This window comes from Microbispora sp. CA-102843 (genome assembly GCF_050936215.1).
Lineage (GTDB): Bacteria > Actinomycetota > Actinomycetes > Streptosporangiales > Streptosporangiaceae > Microbispora.
The window spans coordinates 8006930-8023550 of the sequence record NZ_JBNJNF010000001.1; the positions used below are offsets into that span (position 1 = coordinate 8006930).

The 16621-nt window shown below is 71.3% G+C and carries 18 protein-coding genes; 2 read left to right on the forward strand and 16 right to left on the reverse strand.

The window, feature by feature from the left end:
• Positions 1-5 precede the first annotated feature (5 nt).
• From ACQEVJ_RS36990 to ACQEVJ_RS37030, 9 genes are read right to left on the reverse strand one after another with little or no spacing between them, the layout of a single operon-like run.
• A complete protein-coding gene (locus tag ACQEVJ_RS36990; protein WP_433109319.1) occupies positions 6-959 on the reverse strand; it encodes a sugar kinase in 954 nt (317 codons plus the stop codon).
• Positions 956-2338 carry an amidohydrolase family protein gene (locus ACQEVJ_RS36995; RefSeq protein WP_433109320.1) on the reverse strand — a complete coding sequence of 461 codons (1383 nt, stop codon included), beginning with the start codon at positions 2336-2338 and terminating at the stop codon, positions 956-958. The genes ACQEVJ_RS36990 and ACQEVJ_RS36995 overlap by 4 nt, the downstream gene beginning before the upstream one ends.
• The gene (locus ACQEVJ_RS37000; protein WP_433109321.1) at positions 2335-2727 is read right to left on the reverse strand and encodes a RidA family protein; all 393 of its coding nucleotides are present in this window, start codon (positions 2725-2727) and stop codon (positions 2335-2337) included. Before ACQEVJ_RS37000 ends, ACQEVJ_RS36995 begins: the two co-directional genes overlap by 4 nt.
• A 14-nt stretch (positions 2728-2741) precedes the next feature.
• Complete coding sequence (locus ACQEVJ_RS37005; protein WP_433109322.1) at positions 2742-3584, reverse strand: FCD domain-containing protein; 843 nt, start codon at positions 3582-3584, stop codon at positions 2742-2744.
• Positions 3565-4302, reverse strand: a complete 738-nt coding sequence (locus ACQEVJ_RS37010; RefSeq protein WP_433109323.1) for an SDR family NAD(P)-dependent oxidoreductase — start codon at positions 4300-4302, stop codon at positions 3565-3567. The genes ACQEVJ_RS37005 and ACQEVJ_RS37010 overlap by 20 nt, the downstream gene beginning before the upstream one ends.
• A gap of 55 nt (positions 4303-4357) precedes the next feature.
• Entirely contained in the window at positions 4358-5377 is a 1020-nt protein-coding gene (locus ACQEVJ_RS37015) for an ABC transporter substrate-binding protein (protein WP_433109324.1), read from the reverse strand.
• A gap of 28 nt (positions 5378-5405) precedes the next feature.
• On the reverse strand, positions 5406-6431 hold the full coding sequence (locus tag ACQEVJ_RS37020; protein ID WP_433109325.1) for an ABC transporter permease: 1026 nt from the start codon (positions 6429-6431) through the stop codon (positions 5406-5408).
• Positions 6428-7216 (reverse strand): ATP-binding cassette domain-containing protein, encoded by a 789-nt coding sequence (locus ACQEVJ_RS37025; RefSeq protein WP_433109326.1) that lies wholly within the window; start codon positions 7214-7216, stop codon positions 6428-6430. The genes ACQEVJ_RS37020 and ACQEVJ_RS37025 overlap by 4 nt, the downstream gene beginning before the upstream one ends.
• Before the next feature lie 3 nt (positions 7217-7219).
• The gene (locus tag ACQEVJ_RS37030; RefSeq protein WP_433109327.1) at positions 7220-7900 is read right to left on the reverse strand and encodes an isochorismatase family protein; all 681 of its coding nucleotides are present in this window, start codon (positions 7898-7900) and stop codon (positions 7220-7222) included.
• A 167-nt stretch (positions 7901-8067) separates the two neighbouring features.
• Here ACQEVJ_RS37030 and ACQEVJ_RS37035 point away from each other — a divergent pair, with 167 nt between their 5' ends.
• Positions 8068-9042 (forward strand): NAD-dependent epimerase/dehydratase family protein, encoded by a 975-nt coding sequence (locus tag ACQEVJ_RS37035; protein WP_433109328.1) that lies wholly within the window; start codon positions 8068-8070, stop codon positions 9040-9042.
• A gap of 7 nt (positions 9043-9049) precedes the next feature.
• On the opposite strand, the gene ACQEVJ_RS37040 is transcribed toward ACQEVJ_RS37035, so the two are convergent.
• From ACQEVJ_RS37040 to ACQEVJ_RS37065, 6 genes are all read right to left on the reverse strand, one after another.
• Positions 9050-9655 carry a response regulator transcription factor gene (locus ACQEVJ_RS37040; RefSeq protein ID WP_433109329.1) on the reverse strand — a complete coding sequence of 202 codons (606 nt, stop codon included), beginning with the start codon at positions 9653-9655 and terminating at the stop codon, positions 9050-9052.
• Complete coding sequence (locus tag ACQEVJ_RS37045; protein WP_433109330.1) at positions 9652-10602, reverse strand: sensor histidine kinase; 951 nt, start codon at positions 10600-10602, stop codon at positions 9652-9654. The genes ACQEVJ_RS37040 and ACQEVJ_RS37045 overlap by 4 nt, the downstream gene beginning before the upstream one ends.
• A gap of 187 nt (positions 10603-10789) precedes the next feature.
• Positions 10790-11527: an ABC transporter permease gene (locus ACQEVJ_RS37050; RefSeq protein WP_433109331.1), complete on the reverse strand. Its 738-nt coding sequence runs from the start codon at positions 11525-11527 to the stop codon at positions 10790-10792.
• Positions 11524-12435, reverse strand: a complete 912-nt coding sequence (locus tag ACQEVJ_RS37055; protein ID WP_433109332.1) for an ABC transporter ATP-binding protein — start codon at positions 12433-12435, stop codon at positions 11524-11526. Before ACQEVJ_RS37055 ends, ACQEVJ_RS37050 begins: the two co-directional genes overlap by 4 nt.
• Before the next feature lie 103 nt (positions 12436-12538).
• Entirely contained in the window at positions 12539-13330 is a 792-nt protein-coding gene (locus tag ACQEVJ_RS37060; protein ID WP_433109333.1) for an alpha/beta fold hydrolase, read from the reverse strand.
• A gap of 12 nt (positions 13331-13342) precedes the next feature.
• Entirely contained in the window at positions 13343-13996 is a 654-nt protein-coding gene (locus ACQEVJ_RS37065) for a dihydrofolate reductase family protein (RefSeq protein ID WP_433109334.1), read from the reverse strand.
• 98 nt (positions 13997-14094) lie between these two features.
• Here ACQEVJ_RS37065 and ACQEVJ_RS37070 point away from each other — a divergent pair, with 98 nt between their 5' ends.
• Positions 14095-14604 carry a winged helix-turn-helix transcriptional regulator gene (locus ACQEVJ_RS37070; RefSeq protein WP_433109335.1) on the forward strand — a complete coding sequence of 170 codons (510 nt, stop codon included), beginning with the start codon at positions 14095-14097 and terminating at the stop codon, positions 14602-14604.
• A gap of 80 nt (positions 14605-14684) precedes the next feature.
• Here ACQEVJ_RS37070 and ACQEVJ_RS37075 read toward each other — a convergent pair whose 3' ends face one another.
• Entirely contained in the window at positions 14685-16610 is a 1926-nt protein-coding gene (locus ACQEVJ_RS37075; protein WP_433113177.1) for an acetoacetate--CoA ligase, read from the reverse strand.
• Positions 16611-16621: the final 11 nt, after the last annotated feature.

The following is a 16621-nucleotide window of genomic DNA, read 5'->3' on the forward strand; positions in this document are numbered from 1 at the left end:
CCCGCCTACCGTCCGCCGGGGCCGGCCGCGAGCAGGGCGTCCAGCTCCGCACGGGTAGGCATGCCGTCGCAGTCGCCCTCGTTGCTCGTGGCGAGCGCCCCCACCGCACACGCGCGCCGAAGCCGCTGCTCGTCGCCGAGCCCGTCGAGCAGGGCGCTGATGAAACCGGCCGCGAACCCGTCACCCGCCCCTACGGTGTCGACGGTGGTGACCCGGAACGGCGGGCAGGACCACGATCCGCCGGACGTGAACAGGCGGGCACCCGAGGCGCCGAGTTTGACCGCGACCCCGCGCGCTCCCCGTGACAGGTAATGGTCGGCGATGGCCTGCGGCTCGCGCCGCCCGGTCAGCGCCTCGCCTTCCGCGACCCCGGGCAGCACCCAGTCGGCCCGGGCGGCCAGATCGTTCACGACTCGCACCATCTCGCCGCGGTCCGGCCAGAGGGAGGGACGCAGGTTCGGGTCGAAGGTGACACCGGTTCCGGCGTCCCTGGCCGCCTCCATCGCCTCGTACGCGAACCGGCGTGCCGTGGCGGACAGCGCGGGCGGGATGCCGGTCGCGTGCAGTTGCCTGGACGACGCCAGGTAGGCGAGCGCCTCCGGGTGGGGCGCGAGCAGCGACCCGGCCGACCCGCGGCGGTAGTACACGTAGCGGGGATCCCCCACGAGCACGCGTTCCTTCAGCTGGATCCCGGTGACCGCGTGTTCCTCGGCCAGCACGTGCGTGTCGTCGATGCCCTCCTCGCGCAGGCGGGCCCGAGCGGCCTCCCCCAACGGATCGCCGCCCACGCGGCCGACGAAGCCGGCCCGGTGGCCGAGCCGCGCCAGCGCGACCGCGACGTTCAGCTCCGCGCCCGCGAGCCGCCGTTCGAACAGCTCGGCCTTCTCCAGGGGCCCCACGGCGGCGGCCACGAAGTTGCCCATGATCTCGCCGTACGTCACGACGTCCGGTGCGCTCATGAACGTGCCATGGGTTCACGGGCGAGGAAGCTCCCGGCGCCCTTCTCCCCCGCGAACCGCCCGTCCTCGACGACCAGCCGGCCGCCGGCGATGACATGGCGGGCGAACCCGCTGCCGCTGGAGCGCTCGTACAGCGAGAAGGTGGAAGGCGAGACGGGCCGCAGGTCGGCGCCGGTCCAGGCGTGGGCGGGGTCCCACAGGACGAGGTCGGCGTCGGCGCCGACCGCCACGCGGCCCTTGCGCGGGAACAGCCCGAGGGCTCGGGCGGCGCGCTCCGCCGAGACCTGGACGAACAGGCACGGATCGAGCCCGCGTACGTTCACGGCCTCGTTCCACAGCACCGGCGTGCGGGCCTCGATGCCGGGGGCGCCAGCGGGAATCTTACGGTGGTCGTGCTCCCACCCCCGCTTCGCGGAGGTGTCGTACGCGCAGTGGTCGGACCCGACCGAGACGACCGTTCCGTCCGTCACCCCGGACCACAGGTCGCGCCGGTCGCTCGCGGCACGGATCGGCGGGGAGATGACGAAGCGCCACGCGTCCTCACCGGTGAACACGCTCTCGTCGTGCGCGAGGTAGTGCGTGCACGTCTCGGCGTGGACGACCGTCCCCGCCCGGCGGGCGAAGCGTACGGCGTCCAGCGCGTCGGAGCCGGAGACGTGGAAGATGTAGACGGGCGTGTTCAGCCGCCGCGCGTACATCGACACCATGTGGATGGTCTCGGCCTCGGCCAGCCCGGGACGGCTGTGCGGATAGTCCGCCAGGCCGAGGTGGCCGGAGCGGACCTGGTCGTCCAATGCGCTGGTGAGGATCTCGTGGTTCTCGGCGTGGAAGCCCGGCAGCCCGCCGTGGGCGGCGATGGCCCGCATCAGCACCCAGGCCGCTCCGTCGTCGACCCGCCGGTCCTCGTACGTCGTGTACATCTTGAACGAGGTGAAACCCTCGGCGATGACCTTGCCGATGTCCTCGACGTCCCGGGTGTCGGACGCGGTGAGGATCGGGTGGAACCCGAAGTCGATGACCGCGCCCGCCGCGGCCTCCTCGGCACGGGCGCGGCAGCGCGCGGCCAGGCCGCTCTCGCCGGGCGGGACGAAGTCCATGATCGTGGTCGTTCCGCCCAGCACCGCGGCCCTGGTCGCCGAGTGCCAGTCGTCCACCGTGACGGTGTCGTCGTACGGCCAGGCGACGTGGGTGTGAGTGTCGACGCCGCCGGGCATGACGAGCAGCCCGGTCGCGTCGATCTCTTGCTCGGCGGCGGCCAGCGAACCGGGTGCGAGGAGAGCGGCGACCCGCCCTCCGGACACGCCGACGTCCAGGGCCGCCCGGGCGTCGCCGTTGACGACCTCACCGCCGCGGACGAGTAGGTCGAAACCGGGCCTCATGCCGCGTCTCCGGGCTTGACGGCCCACGCCTCGATCTCGAACAGCAGGTCGCCCGCGAGAGCGACGCCCACCGTGCTGCGCGCGGGGAGCGGGTCGGAGAAGTGCCGCCGGTAGACGGCGTCGAACTCCTCGAAGTCCTCGATCCTCGTGAGGAAGCAGTTCGTCTTCACCACGTGCGACAGGTCGAGGCCGGCCGCCGCCAGCACGGCCTTGAGGTTGGCGATGGCCGACTCCACCTGCCCGGCCAGCGTCCCCGCCAGCTCGCCTGTCACCGGGTCGCGGCCGACCTGCCCCGCCGTCGCGACGAGCCCACCGGCCACGATGCCCTGGGAGTACGACGCGGTCGGCGCCGCCGCGGCGTCGGTGATGATCGGAACGATAGTGGTCACGGATTCCTCCAGGGTCATGTGCCACCGCCGATGACGGGGCTCTGGTTTTTCAGCAACAGTTCGATCGCCAGGCGCGTGGACGGGGCGACCACGGCGCTGGCATCGGCGATGAGCCGGTTGATGTGGCGGACCATGGCCGCCTCAGCCACGTCCGGGTCGCCGGTCCGGATGGCACGCATGATCTCCTCGTGCTCGCTGACCGAGTGCATGGTCGTGCCGCGCCCGGCCGTGACCATGTCGAGGACGTGCTCCAGCATGTCGAACCGGGGATCGAAGATCACCGTGGCGACGGCGCGGAGCATCGAGTTCTCCACCGTGGTCGCGAGCGCCTTGTGGAAGTTGGTGGAGACGTCACGGCGCCGCTCGTCGGTGTGGACGGATCGCTCGTACTCCTCCATGACCGCCTGGAGGCGTTCGATGTCCTCGTCCGAGACCGACGTCGCCGCCTCCCTGACGATCTCGCGTTCCACGCCGCGCCGGGCGATCAGCAGGTCGCGTACGTCCTGCACCGTGCGGATCTCCAGGGAGCCGATCTGCTGGTGCCAGGTGTGCTCGGCCGCGGCCCGCTGCGCGAGCACCCGCCCGGCCTCGGACACGACCCGTCCGCGGCCGTCCATGGAGCGGGTCAGTCCCTGCTCGTCCAGCCGCCGCAGCAGCCGGTTCACCGTCGACTCGCTCAGCGGCCGGTTGCCGGCCTTGATGCGCCGGCCGAGCTCCCGCGCCCCGAGCGGTTCCGGCGAGTTCGCGATGGCCTGCAGCAGTTCCAGGGCCCGCGGCTCCAGCGAGGCGTGGACGGAGGCGGGCGGGCCGCTGTTCAGGGGGTCGTCCGCCTCGGAGTTACTGCGCTGTGTAGCCACCGTCGACCGTCCATGCCGTGCCGGTGACGAAGGCGGCCGCGTCGGACAGCAGGAAGCAGATCGTCGCGCTGATCTCCTCCGGCTTGGCGACGCGGCCCAGCGGCACCCGCGACGTCGCCAGCTCATACCCTTCCCCGGTCTGCTCGAAGCCCTCGCGCAGCATCGGGGTGTCGACGGGCCCGGGGCACACCGCCACCGCGCGGACGCCACTGTCGCGGGCGTCGACACTGATCGCGCGGACCAGGTTGATCACCCCTGCCTTCGCCGCGCAGTAGGCGACGTTCTCGGGGTAGCCCACAAGCCCCACCTGTGAGGCGACGGCGACCAGGGCACCGCCGCCCGCCCGGCGCATCGCGGGGAGAGCCGCCTTCCCGAGGAGGAAGACCGAGGTCAGGTTGACCCGCAACACCTCGTTCCAGGTGTCCAGGCTCATGGAGTCGACCGTCCCGGCACGGGTGATCCCCGCGCAGGCGACCGCGCCGTTCACCTGGCCGAAGGCGTCCTCCCCCGCCCGCACCGCGTCCAGGACCTGCCGCTCGTCGGCGGCGTCGCCGACGACGGGCAGCACTCCGTCTCCGGCGAGTGCCTCGACGTCCCGCGCCCGGTCCACGGCGATCACTCGCCCACCGCGCTCCAGCACGTCGCGGACGGTCGCGGCCCCCAGCCCGGAGGCCGCGCCCGTCACCACCACCACCTTTCCGGCGAGGTCTGCCGTCATCTCGATCCCCTCGTTGAATTCGCGTTGATGATGTTCGAGAGCGACAGTGCCACGCTCAGGAACAGGTTGTGGGGTAGAGCAGTTTCTTGATCTCCGGCGAATCGACGTTGTCGGCGGTGACGATCGCATTCGGCACCACGTTGTCGAAGGCGGCCCCCTGCGGCGCCTGGCCGCGGATCTCCTGGACGAGCCGGGTCAGCGCGTCGTACCCCTGCGTGTAGGAGCCCTGCGCCACGAGCGCGTCCAGCGTCCCGGCACGCAGCGCCGTGACCAGGGTCGGGCCCGCGTCGTACGCGATCACGGTCATCTTGTCGTTGTCGACCTTGGCGGCCTGGAGCCCGGAGACCGCACCCATCGCGCCCGACTCGGAGGTCGCGAAGATCCCCACGATGTCCGGGTGGGCGCCCAGCGAGCTCTGCACGATGGTCGCCGCCTTGGTCGGGTCGTCCTCGTAGTACTGCGTGCCGAGGATCTCCAGCTTCGTGCCGGAGTCCTTGAGCGCCTTGATGAAGCCATCGGCGCGCTGGTTGGTCACCGGCAGGCCGGGCCGGGCGTCCAGGACCAGCACCTTTCCGGTCTGTCCCTGGGCTCGCTTCAGCAGTTCCTCGGCGGCCAGCGCGCCGCCCGCGTTGTTGTCCCCGCGGAACTGCGCCTTGGCCACCTGCTCGTTCAGCGTCGCGTCGGTGGTGACGACCGGGATCCCGGCGTTCACCGCGAGCCTGATGGGCGCCACCATCGCGGCGGGGTCGGCCGGTACGAAGATCATGCCGTCGGGGTGCCGGTTGACCACCCCTTCGAGCACGGGAGTCTGGTCGGCGGCGTTCATGCCCCGAGACGGCCCGTCCGCCTTCACCGTGATGTCGCCCAGCTTCTTCGCCGCGTCCTGCGCACCGCACTGCATCGCCGTGTAGAAGGGCAGGCCGTTGTACGTCGTGAGGAGAGAGATCTGCAGGGGGCCGGACTTCTGCTCGGCGCCGTCCGTACCGCTCGCGCCGCTCGACGAGCTGCAGGCCGTGGCGGCCGTCATGGCGATCACCGCCAGCGCGGCTGCCAGCACACCGGTGCGTACTTTCATGGTGCTTCTCCGAATCTCGGCGGGGGTGCTACTTGCCGCGCAGTTGGTCGAGCCAGACAGCGATGACCAGAACGGCGCCGATGGCGATGTTCTGATAGAAGGACGAGACGCCGACCATGACGAACCCGGCGAGCAGCCCGGTCGGGATGAAGGTCGCGAGGACCGACCCCAGCACCGACGCCCGTCCGCCGAACAGGCTCGTCCCGCCGATGATCACGGCGGACAACGCCTGAAGCATGGTCGTGTCGTGCCCGGAGATGGCGGTCGTGCCGAACCGGGTGATGTCGAGGAATCCGGCGATCCCGGCCATGAGCCCCGAGATGACGAAGACCGTGATCGTGCTGCGCTGGACGTTCACCCCGGCGCGCATGGACCCGTCGGAGGACGAGCCGATGGCGAGGGCGTGCCTGCCGGCGCTGGTCTGGGTCAGGACGACGCCGGCGACCAGGCTGACCGCCACCGCCAGCAGCAGGGGGAGAGGGATTCCGGCAATGGTGCTGAGACCGAAGGACGTCTGGACGTCGGGCGGGATACCGGCGACGTTCGACCCGTTCGTGAGGACCTGCGCGGCGCCCGTGGCCACGCCCATCGTGCCCAGGGTGACGACGAACGAGTTGACCTTCAGCCTGGTGACCAGAAGCCCGTTGACCAATCCAACGGCTCCGCCCACGACGACCGCGGCGAGTGCCGCGACGGCGACGGCGGGCCCGACGTTCGGGAAGATTCCGGACGACGACGGGGTTCCGGCCAGGTCCACGGCCACGGTGCCTGCCACCACCGACGACAGCACGAGCGTGGCTCCGACGCTGAGGTCGATGTGCCCGGCGCCGAGGACGAAGGTCAGGCCGACGGCCAGCAGGACGAGTCCGGCGCTGTTGCGCCCGACCGCCTGCAGGTTCGTCGCGTCCAGGAAACGCCCTTCGGGCGAGATGATCGTGAAGACCACGACGAGCGCGACCAGCGCGACCGTGATGTAGGCGGGCGTGGACCTCATCAGCGCGCCGGCGCGGGCGCGGACCGACGGAGCCCGAAGTGTCGGTTGCATCGCGGTCATGCCGGCAGGCTCTCCTCACTTGAGTCGTTCTGCTCGCCGAGCATCAGCGCGACGATCTGGTTGATCTTCAGACCTCGCGCGGGTAGATCGGCCGCCACCCGGCCCAGCCGCATGACCACGATCCGGTCCGCGACCTCCAGCACCCTGGGCAGGTCGTGCGAGATGAGGACCACGCCGAGACCGCGTTCGCGGGTCGCCTTGATGGTCTCGATCACCATCGCCGACTGCCGGGCGCCGAGCGCCGCCGTCGGCTCATCCATGATCACCAGACGCCCGGCGCGGGAGACGGCACGTGCGACCGCGACAACCTGGCGCTGCCCGCCGGACAGGTCGCCCACCGGCAGGGTCACGTCCTGGAGTGTGGTGATGCCGAGACCGTCCATCAGCTCCCAGGCGCGCTCGCGCATCGCCTTCTTGTCCAGGAGGCCGAGCCGTCCCAGGAGACCGGGACGGCGCAGCTCGCAGGACAGGAAGAGGTTCTCGGCCACCGACAGGTCGGGGGCCATCGCCAGGCCCTGATAAACCGTCGCGATGCCGTGCTCCATCGCGGCCTTGATGGACCCGAGCGGCATCGGCCGGCCGTCCACCCTGACCTCGCCGGTGTCCGGCAGGTGGGCGCCGGAGACGCAGGAGATCAGCGTGCTCTTGCCGGCGCCGTTGTCCCCGACGAGCGCGACCACCTCTCCGGCGTGGACGGTGAGCTCACCCTGGCGCAGTGCCTGCACGTGACCGAAGGACTTGGTGAGCCCCTCGGCCTGCAGCACCGGAGGTTGCCGGTCGGTCATCGGTCACTCCTCCGCGGTGGGCAGCGACCGCAGATGCGCCAGCACGTCCGCTTCGGGCACGACATCGCCATACCGGGCGTCGATGTCGAAGAGGTTCGCGGCGTGCGCGGAGGGACTCCGATCACCGACCGCCTCGCGCGGGACGATCACGTGGAATCCCCGGTTGAACGCGCTCTCGGCGGTGGCCCGGATGCAGCCGCTGGTGCTGCACCCCACCACGATCACCGTGTCGGCCTTGGCGGAGATCAGCATGGCGTCCACGTACGTGCCGAAGAACGCCGAGGCACGCGGCTTCACCACCAGGGGCTCGTGGGGGCGGCGCTCCATCTCGGGCCGGAGCTCGACCCGCGGCGTCCCGTGCAGCATGAGCTCGCTGTGCGGTGTCTTGCGGCGGACCACCTCGCCGATCTCGGCCAGGCTCGGGTCCCACGCCATGGTGGTGAAGATGATCGGCAGGCCCGCACGGCGGCCCTCCTCGAGGATGCGGACGATGCTGTCGGACACCGCCGACAGGTCCGAGCCGATCTGCTCCTCAGGATCGGCCCAGGCTCCGGCCATGTCGATGACGAGAATCGCCGGTCGCTCGCCCCATCCGACGCGCCCGGCGAATCCCGCGGCCTCGTAGAAGGCCCGCAGATCGTCGTTTTCCAGGCTGTGCGCGTACGCGGTGTTGACAGTGGTCACTCGAACCTCCTCGCGGGCGGCTCTCGCCCGTGGGCCCAGACCCTGCCACCGCCGAGAAGCGTGTGTCAATAGCGACACATCAAATCTCTTCTTCTGCAGATTCATGGTCAAATCGCCATCTGGTGTGTCACAGTTGACACATATTGATTGTGAGGAAGGAATCAGCGATGGACGTCCTGCTGACCGGCGGAGGCGGATTCGCGATGGCCGTGCTGGCGGCCGTGCTGCGGGACGACTCCGGCATCCGCCTGACTCTGCTCGACCGGTCGGCCCTGACCGCGGAGCCTGGAGTACGGGTGATCCGGGCAGACGTACGTGACCGCGAGACCCTGCGGGAGGTGCTCGCCGAGAGGTTCGACGTGGTCGTGCACGGCGCCGCGCTGACTCACGTGCCTGACTGGGAACGGAGCCGCCCGGCCGACTACCTCGAGGTCAACGTGATGGGCACCTGCGCCGTGCTCGACGCCGTCCTGGCCGGTGCCCGACCGCCCCGGCGCCTGATCTACGTCAGCAGTTGCGCCGTCTACGGAGACGGGACTCCCGGTCTGGACCCGCAGCCCGAATCCGGCCCGCTCACGCCGGGCGAGCTCTACGGCGTCAGCAAGGCGGTCGCCGAACGGGTGATCGCCCGCTACGGCGAGCTGTTCGGCCTGCCGTACGTGACGGTCCGCCCGGCCAAGCTCTTCGGCCCGATGGAGCGTCCGACCGGGACGCGCGCCCTCATGTCGGCCCCGTTCCTCCTGGCGTCCGCTCTGGTGCGCGGCCGGCCGCTCCTCGTCACGGAGCGCACCATGCGGGCGTCCCTCGACTGGCTCAACGCCGAGGACGCCGCCGAGGCCCTGACGCTTCTCGTACGGGGAGCCGGTCTCGACGGCGCGACCTACAATCTCGGCACCGGACGGCGCATACCCTTCCGCGAGCTTCTCCAGATCGCCGAGGCCCATGCCGCCCGCGAGCTCGTACGCGTCGTCCCTCCGAACACGGCCGAACTCGACCTTGATCCGGACGAGTGCCTCGGCAGAGACGCGGCCAGCGCCGTCGACCTGGCCCGGCGCGACCTGTCCTGGCGACCCAGGCCCTTCCGGGAGCAGGCATCGTCCTACTTCACCTGGGCGTTGCGAAATCCGGCCGTGTTCGACTGAAGCCGGACTAGAGCCAGCCGTGCTCGTCGGCGATCAACGCGGCCTCGGCGCGGGTGCTCGCTCCCGTTTTGCCGATGGCCGCCGACAGGTGGTTGCGTACGGTCCCTGCGGACAGGTGCAGGCTCCGAGCTATCTCCGCCACGGTGCCGCCCTGCCTGGCCGCGCGCAGGACGTCGCGCTCCCGCGCGGTCAGCGGGCTCGACCCGCTGGCGAGCGACTCGGCGGCGAGGGCGGGATCGACCACGCGCAGGCCCGCGTGGACCCGGCGCACCGTGTCGACCAGGTGCTCGGGCGGCGCGTCCTTCACGACGAAGCCCGAGGCGCCGTTCTGCATCGCACGGGCGAAGTAGCCCGGCCGCCCGAAGGTCGTACAGATCACCACCCGGCAGGACGGGAGCGCGGCGCGCAGGTCGGCGGTGACCTCCAGGCCGTCCCTGCCCGGCATCTGCACGTCGAGCAACGCCACGTCAGGAACGGTCCGCCGCGCGGCCTCAAGCACCTCCTCGCCCGAGCCGACCTGGGCCACCACCTCGATGTCGGGCTCCAGCGCGAGCATCGCCGCCAGCGCGCCGCGTACGAGCGCCTGGTCGTCGGCGAGCAACACCCTGATCATGCGCGGCTCGCCCGCAGCCGGAAGCCACCGGCGGGCAGCGGGCCCGCCTCGACCTGCCCGCCGACGGCCCGCAGCCGTTCGGCCAGGCCGGACAGGCCGTTGCCCGGCCCCGCCGCCTTCTGCCCGGGGCCGTTGTCGCGCACCTCCAGCCAGTCGTCTCCGACCAGCACCTCGCATCGCGTCGCGCCGCTGTGCCGGATCACGTTGGTGACTCCCTCCCTCAGGACGTACGCGAAGGGCTCGGCCAGTTCGGCCGGGACGTGGGCCGCGGACGGCGGGAGGATCGGGCTGATCCCGGCGGCCCGCAGCGCGGCGCGGGCCCCCGCCAGCTCGGCGGCGAGGGAGGGCCGGCGGCGGCCGGACACGGTCAGGCGCACCTCGCTGTGCGCCTGCCGGGACAGCCGCTCGACGTCGCGCAGCTCGGCCAGCGCGCGTTCCGGGTCGCCGCCGCTCTCCAGCACCCGGCGGGCCAGACCGGTCTTCACGGTGATCGTGGTCAGGCTGTGCCCGAGCACGTCGTGGAGGTCCCTGGCCAGCCGGTCGCGCTCCGCCGCCGCGGCCAGTGCCGCGATCTCCTCTCGGGCCTGGCCGAGCTGGACGACAAGCCGGATCAGCAGCGTCACGGCCACCGGGATCACGACGGCCGGGAAGAGATCGCCCACGAGACCCCAGGAGAGCGGCCCGGGCGCCGCCCACAGCACGAGCGCTTGGGCCGCCCCGAGGCCCAGCCCGAGGAGCACGGCCCACAGCGCCGGGAACAGCCAGGCCGCCGCCGCGAGCGCGAAGCTGAAGACGCCGGCGTGACCGAGGTAGGCCGGGCCGTTCTGCAGCAGTGCCGCCGCGCCCGCCAGCGTGAGAAGGGCCCCGACCAGCAGGATCCGCCGCCGGGGCGACAGGCGGGGCCCGGTGATCATCGCGACGAGCCAGCCCGCCGCGTACAGAGGCATGACAGCTCCTACCGCCGCATCCGGCCCACCGTCGTCCGCGCGCAGCGCTTCCCAGAGCGGCCACAGGAGGAAGGCCGACAGCACGAGCACACCGCGTACGCGGGCCGAGCGGGAGCCCTGCCTGGCCGGGTTCCACATTGGCCACGCGGAACGTCCCCATACGCCCTGCTCGCCCACCTCAGTCACCCTAGGCCCGAGCGGTGTCGCGGCGATACCGGACGACCACGGCGGCGCCCAGCACGAGCGCGTACAACGCAAGGACCAGCCCGGCCTGCCAGCTGTCATCCCCGCTGCCACCACCGCTGCCACCACCGAGCGCGGCGGCGTGCCCGACCTGCGCGAGCCAGTAGCTCGGCAGGACCTTGGCCACCGTCGCGAGCGCCTGCGGGAACGTGCTCACCGGGATGAACAGCCCGCCGACGAAGCTGAGCACCAGCACCACCGCCCCCTGGTACGCCTGCAGGTTCTGGGCGGTGGCGAACTGGCCGATCAGCAGGCCGAGCAGGGCGAACGGCACCGTGCCCGCCCACACGCCGAGCACGGCCAGCGCCCACCCGCCGGCAGACAGGTGCACCCCGCTGACGAGCGCGGCGACCAGCGACACCCCGGCCACCGGCGGCAGCGCCACGACCATCGCCACCGACGCCTTGGCCAGCAGGTAGCCGCCGCCGCTGAGCGGCGTGAGCCGCAACTGCCGTTGCCAGCCGATGCCGCGCTCCACCGCCGTACGGGCACCGACGTCGAGCGCCGCCTTCACCGCCCCGAATGCCGCGACGCCGCCCATGACGTACGACGCGGGAGCCCCCTGGTCGATGAAACGGTCGGCCATCAGCAGATACAGCCCCACCGGCAGGGCGACCGCGAACAACAGGAACTTGGCGTCCCGCAGGGTCCGCCTGATCTCGAACGCGAGATATCCGGTCATCGCACGGCCTCCGACGCTCCGGTCAGGCGGAGGAAGGCGTCCTCCAGGCCCAGCGCGCCGACCTCGACGCCCCGGACTTCGGGATAGCGCGTCAGCAGTTCGCGTACGACCAGGTCGGAGTCGGTGCAGCGCAGTTCGGCCCTGCCGTCGCGGAGGTGCACCGCCGTCACGCCCGGCAGTGCGCCGAGGTCCTCGGCGCGGGCGCCGGGCACGGTCGCGGTCACCGTACGGCCGGACACCTCGGCCATGACCGCCGGCACCGGGCCGTCGGCCACGACGCGGCCCGCGTGCATCAACACGACCCGGTCCGCGTACGTCTCGGCCTCCTCCAGGTAGTGGGTGGAGAACAGCACGGTCCGGCCGGTCTCGGCGAAGGCGTGCATCGACTGCCAGAACTCGCGCCGGGCCGTCACGTCCATCGCCGCCGTCGGCTCGTCGAGCACCAGCAGGTCGGGGTCGGACACCAGTGCCATGGCGAACCGGACCCGCTGCTTCTGGCCGCCGGACAGCCGCGCCGCCCGCCGGTCGGCGAGGTCGGCCACCCCGGCCCGGCGCAGCGCCTCCTCCACAGAAAGCGACGTTCGGTGCAGAGACGCGATCAGCGCCACGGTCTCCCCCACGGTCACGTCGTCGAGCAGCGCGCCCTCCTGGGGCATGACGCCCACCATGCCGCGCCGCACCGCCTCGTGGGGAGAGGTGCCGAACACGGCGATCTCCCCGGCGTCCGGGCGGGCCAGCCCGACGGCCATGTCGATCGTGGTGGACTTGCCCGCGCCGTTGGGACCGAGCAGGGCCACCACCTCCCCTCGGTCCACCACCAGGTCGATCCCGTCGACCGCGCGGGTCTCGCCGTACGTCTTGCGCAGCCCCGTGACGGACAGGGCGTGGGCGCCGTCATGAAGTTTCATACGGCAAGCCTCCGCCGCCGCCCCCGCGCGGACCTCCGCCGTCTGTCACGACCCGACCACGACAGATGTCATGCCGGGCCGAAGTGCCGGCACGGGGATGTGGTCAGCCGAAGAACTTCGTCAGGATCTGGGCCAGGGCCGCCGGCCGGTGCAGCACCCCGTGGTCCTCTCCGGCCATCACCTGCAGTTCGGCGCCGGGCACGGTCGCCGCGACGGCCTTCGTCCCCTCCGCCAGGCCGGGCGAGGTCTGGTCGCCGTAGACCGCCAGCACCGGCACGCCGATCCCGGCGATCCGGTCGAACGGCATCAGCTGCCAGGGGGCGCTGACCAGCACGTCGTACGGCAGGCTGGGCGCCTTGTCGGCCAGGAACGCCCACTCCTCCCCGGCCTTCATCCCGGCGATCGCCTCGGTCGGGACCCCGACCGCCTCGTGCAGGAACAGCTCCACCGCGCCGTCGCGGTCGCCGGCGGCGACCAGGGCCTTGAGCCGGTCGTAGACGTCGGCCGCCGGCCTCGGCTGGTTCTCGTCGGCGCAGTAAGGCGGCTCGTAGACGGCCACCCGGTCGATCGGCAGCCCGCGCATGGCCCCCTCCAGCACGAGGACGGCGCCCGAGGAGTGGCCGAACACCGAGGCCCGGCCGCCGACGTGCTCGATGACGGCCGCCAGGTCGTCGATCTCGTTGGCGACCTGGTAGTCGTCGCTCTTGTCGTCGCTGGCCACCCGGCCGCGCCGGTCGTAGGTCACGACGGTGAACGCCGACGCGAGTTCCGTGCCAAGCCCGGCCACGGTCGAACGGTCGTTGAACGCGCCGCCGACGAGGATCACCGGCGCGCCCTGGCCGATCGTGTCGACCGCGAGGGTCGTGCCGTCCTTGGAAGTGATGCTCTCGGTCATGTCTGTCAGCCTTCAGGGGGTCTGCCGTCGGGTGAAGGTCATGTGGGTGATGCCGCTCGGGGTGGTCACGGACTCGATCCGGAAGCGCTTCTCGAGCCCTTCGAGCCCGTCCCACAGGCGTTCGCCGCGGCCCAGGATGATCGGGACGACGGTGATGTGCATGTGGTCGATCAGGTCGGCGGCCAGGAACTGGCGGACGGTGCCCGGCCCGCCGCCGATCCGCACGTCGAGACCGCCCGCGGCCTCGCGGGCCTGACGCAGCGCCTCCTCGGGAGTGGCGTCGATGAAGTGGAACGTGGTGCCGCCCTCCATCTCCACCGAGGGCCGGGGGTGGTGGGTCAGGACGAAGACCGGCGTGTGGAACGGCGGGTTCGGTCCCCACCATCCGGTCCAGTCATGGTTCTCCCACGGGCCTCGCTGCGGCCCGAACTTGTTGCGGCCCATGATCTCCGCGCCGATGCCCGCGTCCCACGTACCGGCGACGGCGTCGTCGACCCCGGCGCTCCCGCCGGTCTTCCCCTGCATGCCCTGAAAGGTCTGGGTCTCGAAGAACCATTCGTGGAGCCGTCCGCCTGCGTGGCCGAACGGCTCGTCGAGGCTCTGGCCCTCGCCGGTGGCGAAGCCGTCCAGGGAGACGCCGAAGTTGTGCACTCTGACACGAGACATGGCTGATCTCCTGCTTTCGACCAGTGATTGCGGATTACAACTACCAGGATTGAGCGTAGAGTAGGTGATGGCGAAACGCAATCAGTTGGAGGTCGGCCATGCGAGACGAGCCGCGGTCGGGGTGCGCGATCAATGCGGCGGTGGAGGCGTTCGGAGACAGGTGGAGCCTCATCGTCCTGCGCGACGTGGTCTTCGGCGGGCGCCGGCACTTCCGCGACCTGCTCGCCAACTCAGATGAGGGGATCGCGTCGAACATCCTCAGCAGCCGCCTCAAGGCCCTCGTCGCCGGAGGTCTGCTGACCCATGAGGAGGCGGGGCGAGGACGGCGAGGGACCTACAGCCTCACCGAGGCGGGCATCCAGACGATTCCGGTCATGGTCGCGCTCGGCTCCTGGGGCCTGCGCCATCGGCCGACGACACCGGAGCTGACCATCCGGGCGCAGTTGCTGGAGGAGGGCGGCCCACCCCTGTGGGAGAACCTGATGGACGAGCTGCGCGAGGCGCACCTGGGTATCCCCCGCCCGGACCCCGACCTCCCGCGCGCGTCCCAACTGCTCCAGGAGGCGTACGAACGGGTCCTGGCGACGTCATCGACAATGGAAACGTGACCTCCGAGGATCAGCAGCACCCGCGCGGCATGGTCACCTTCCCCGTCCGCGCGTACGCCCTCGGCTTCTAACGGAAGTGATCAAACCTCCGGCGCGAAATGGGTGAGGACCTCGGGGTTGGCCATGGCGTCGGGGTTGGCGGCCTTCTCGACCGGGGTGCCGAGCAGGATCTTCCGTACGGGGACCTCCAGCTTCTTGCCCGACAGCGTCCTCGGGATGCCGGGGACCACGTGCATCTCGTCGGGCACGTGCCGGGGCGACAGCTCGGTGCGCAGGGCCGTACGCAGGCGGGACACCAGCTCGTCGGAGAGAGCCGCGCCGTCGGCCAGGGTGACGAACAGCAGCAGCCTGCCCTCCTGACCGAGCTGCCCGGTGTCGATGACCAGGCTGTCGGCGATCTCCTCGAAGCGCTCCACGACCCGGTAGAACTCGCTGGTGCCCATGCGTACGCCGCCGCGGTTCAGGGTCGAGTCGGAGCGGCCGTAGATGACGCAGCCGCCGTCGGGGAGGACCTTGATCCAGTCGCCGTGCCGCCAGACACCCGGGTAGTCGGCGAAGTACGACTCCCGGTAGCGGTCGCCCGAGGGGTCGTTCCAGAACATGACCGGCATGGACGGCATGGGCCGGGTGATGACGAGCTCCCCCACCTCGCCCACGATCGAGGCACCCGTGGGGTCGAAGGACTCGACGGACGCGCCGAGGCAGCGGCACGGGATGACGCCGGCCCGGATCGGCAGCAGCGGCACCGCGCCGACGAACCCGGTGCACACGTCCGTGCCGCCGGAGAACGAGCCGAGCTGGACGTCGGGCTTGACGTCGGAGTAGACCCAGGCGAACCCCTCGGGCGGCAGCGGCGAGCCGGTCGAGCCGATCCCGCGCAGCCGGTCGAGCCCCTCCGGCTTCACCCCGGCCTTCATCGACGCCATGATGTACGGCGCGCCGGTGCCGAAGTACGTCACGCCCTCCTCGGCGGCGAGCCGCCACAGCGCGCCGGTGTCGGGGTGGGCCGCGCTGCCGTCGTACAGCAGGACGGTGGACCCCACCAGCAGGCCGCCGATGAGGTAGTTCCACATCATCCAGCCGGTGGTGGTGTACCAGAAGAACACATCGCCCTCGCCGAGGTCCTGATGGAAGGACAGCGACTTGAGGTGCTCCAGCACGATCCCGCCGTGACCGTGGACGATGGGCTTGGGCAGGCCGGTGGTGCCCGACGAGTACAGCACCCACAGCGGATGGCCGAACGGCACCCGCTCGAACTCCAGCGGCGCGGTCTCGGCGCGCAGGTCGTCCCAGCTCAGCGCGGTATCGGGGGTGTCGTCGGGCGCGTCGGCGCCGAGGGCGGGGACCCACACGGTGGCCTGCAGCGTCGGCAGCTTCGCCGCGATCTCGCGCACCACCTCCGACCGGTCGTACGCCTTGCCGCCGTAGCGGTAGCCGTCCACCGCGACCAGCACCTTCGGCTCGATCTGCGTGAACCGGTCGGTCACGCTGGGCGCGCCGAAGTCAGGCGAGCAGGAGGACCAGATAGCCCCGAGCGAGGCGGTGGCCAGGAAGGCGATGAGGGCCTCGGGGATGTTCGGGAGGTAGGCGGCGACCCGGTCACCACGCCCGACACCCAGCCGCACGAGCCCTGCCCGGACCCGGGCGACCTCCTCGCGGAGCTCGCCGAGCGAGTACTGCCAGCGACTGCCCGATTCATTGCGGAAAATCACGGCCGTCCGGCCGGGGTGGCCGCGCAGCGCGTTCTCCGCGTAATTCAGGGCCGAGCCCGCGAACCATTCGGCGTCCGGCATCGTTCCCTGGATGACGGGCCCGTCGCCACGCGCACCAACCACACCGAAGTAGTCCCATATGGACGTCCAGAAGTCGGCCGGAGACTCGACCGACCACTTCCACACGTCCTCGTAGTCCCCCGTGCGGCCCAGTCGTTCCATGTAACGGGTGATCCGGGCCGCACGTACGACATCGGGCGTGGGTTCCCAGAGCAGAGCGCCTTCCTCGACCATGCCCCCATCTT

Coding starts and splice junctions, on each gene's coding strand:
- ACQEVJ_RS36990 (WP_433109319.1), bottom strand. CDS start 959: ATGAGCGCACCGGACGTCGTGACGTACGGCGAGATCATGGGCAACTTC.
- ACQEVJ_RS36995 (WP_433109320.1), bottom strand. CDS start 2,338: ATGAGGCCCGGTTTCGACCTACTCGTCCGCGGCGGTGAGGTCGTCAAC.
- ACQEVJ_RS37010 (WP_433109323.1), bottom strand. CDS start 4,302: ATGACGGCAGACCTCGCCGGAAAGGTGGTGGTGGTGACGGGCGCGGCC.
- ACQEVJ_RS37015 (WP_433109324.1), bottom strand. CDS start 5,377: ATGAAAGTACGCACCGGTGTGCTGGCAGCCGCGCTGGCGGTGATCGCC.
- ACQEVJ_RS37020 (WP_433109325.1), bottom strand. CDS start 6,431: ATGACCGCGATGCAACCGACACTTCGGGCTCCGTCGGTCCGCGCCCGC.
- ACQEVJ_RS37025 (WP_433109326.1), bottom strand. CDS start 7,216: ATGACCGACCGGCAACCTCCGGTGCTGCAGGCCGAGGGGCTCACCAAG.
- ACQEVJ_RS37035 (WP_433109328.1), top strand. CDS start 8,068: ATGGACGTCCTGCTGACCGGCGGAGGCGGATTCGCGATGGCCGTGCTG.
- ACQEVJ_RS37040 (WP_433109329.1), bottom strand. CDS start 9,655: ATGATCAGGGTGTTGCTCGCCGACGACCAGGCGCTCGTACGCGGCGCG.
- ACQEVJ_RS37045 (WP_433109330.1), bottom strand. CDS start 10,602: ATGCCTCTGTACGCGGCGGGCTGGCTCGTCGCGATGATCACCGGGCCC.
- ACQEVJ_RS37050 (WP_433109331.1), bottom strand. CDS start 11,527: ATGACCGGATATCTCGCGTTCGAGATCAGGCGGACCCTGCGGGACGCC.
- ACQEVJ_RS37055 (WP_433109332.1), bottom strand. CDS start 12,435: ATGAAACTTCATGACGGCGCCCACGCCCTGTCCGTCACGGGGCTGCGC.
- ACQEVJ_RS37060 (WP_433109333.1), bottom strand. CDS start 13,330: ATGACCGAGAGCATCACTTCCAAGGACGGCACGACCCTCGCGGTCGAC.
- ACQEVJ_RS37065 (WP_433109334.1), bottom strand. CDS start 13,996: ATGTCTCGTGTCAGAGTGCACAACTTCGGCGTCTCCCTGGACGGCTTC.
- ACQEVJ_RS37070 (WP_433109335.1), top strand. CDS start 14,095: ATGCGAGACGAGCCGCGGTCGGGGTGCGCGATCAATGCGGCGGTGGAG.
- ACQEVJ_RS37075 (WP_433113177.1), bottom strand. CDS start 16,610: ATGGTCGAGGAAGGCGCTCTGCTCTGGGAACCCACGCCCGATGTCGTA.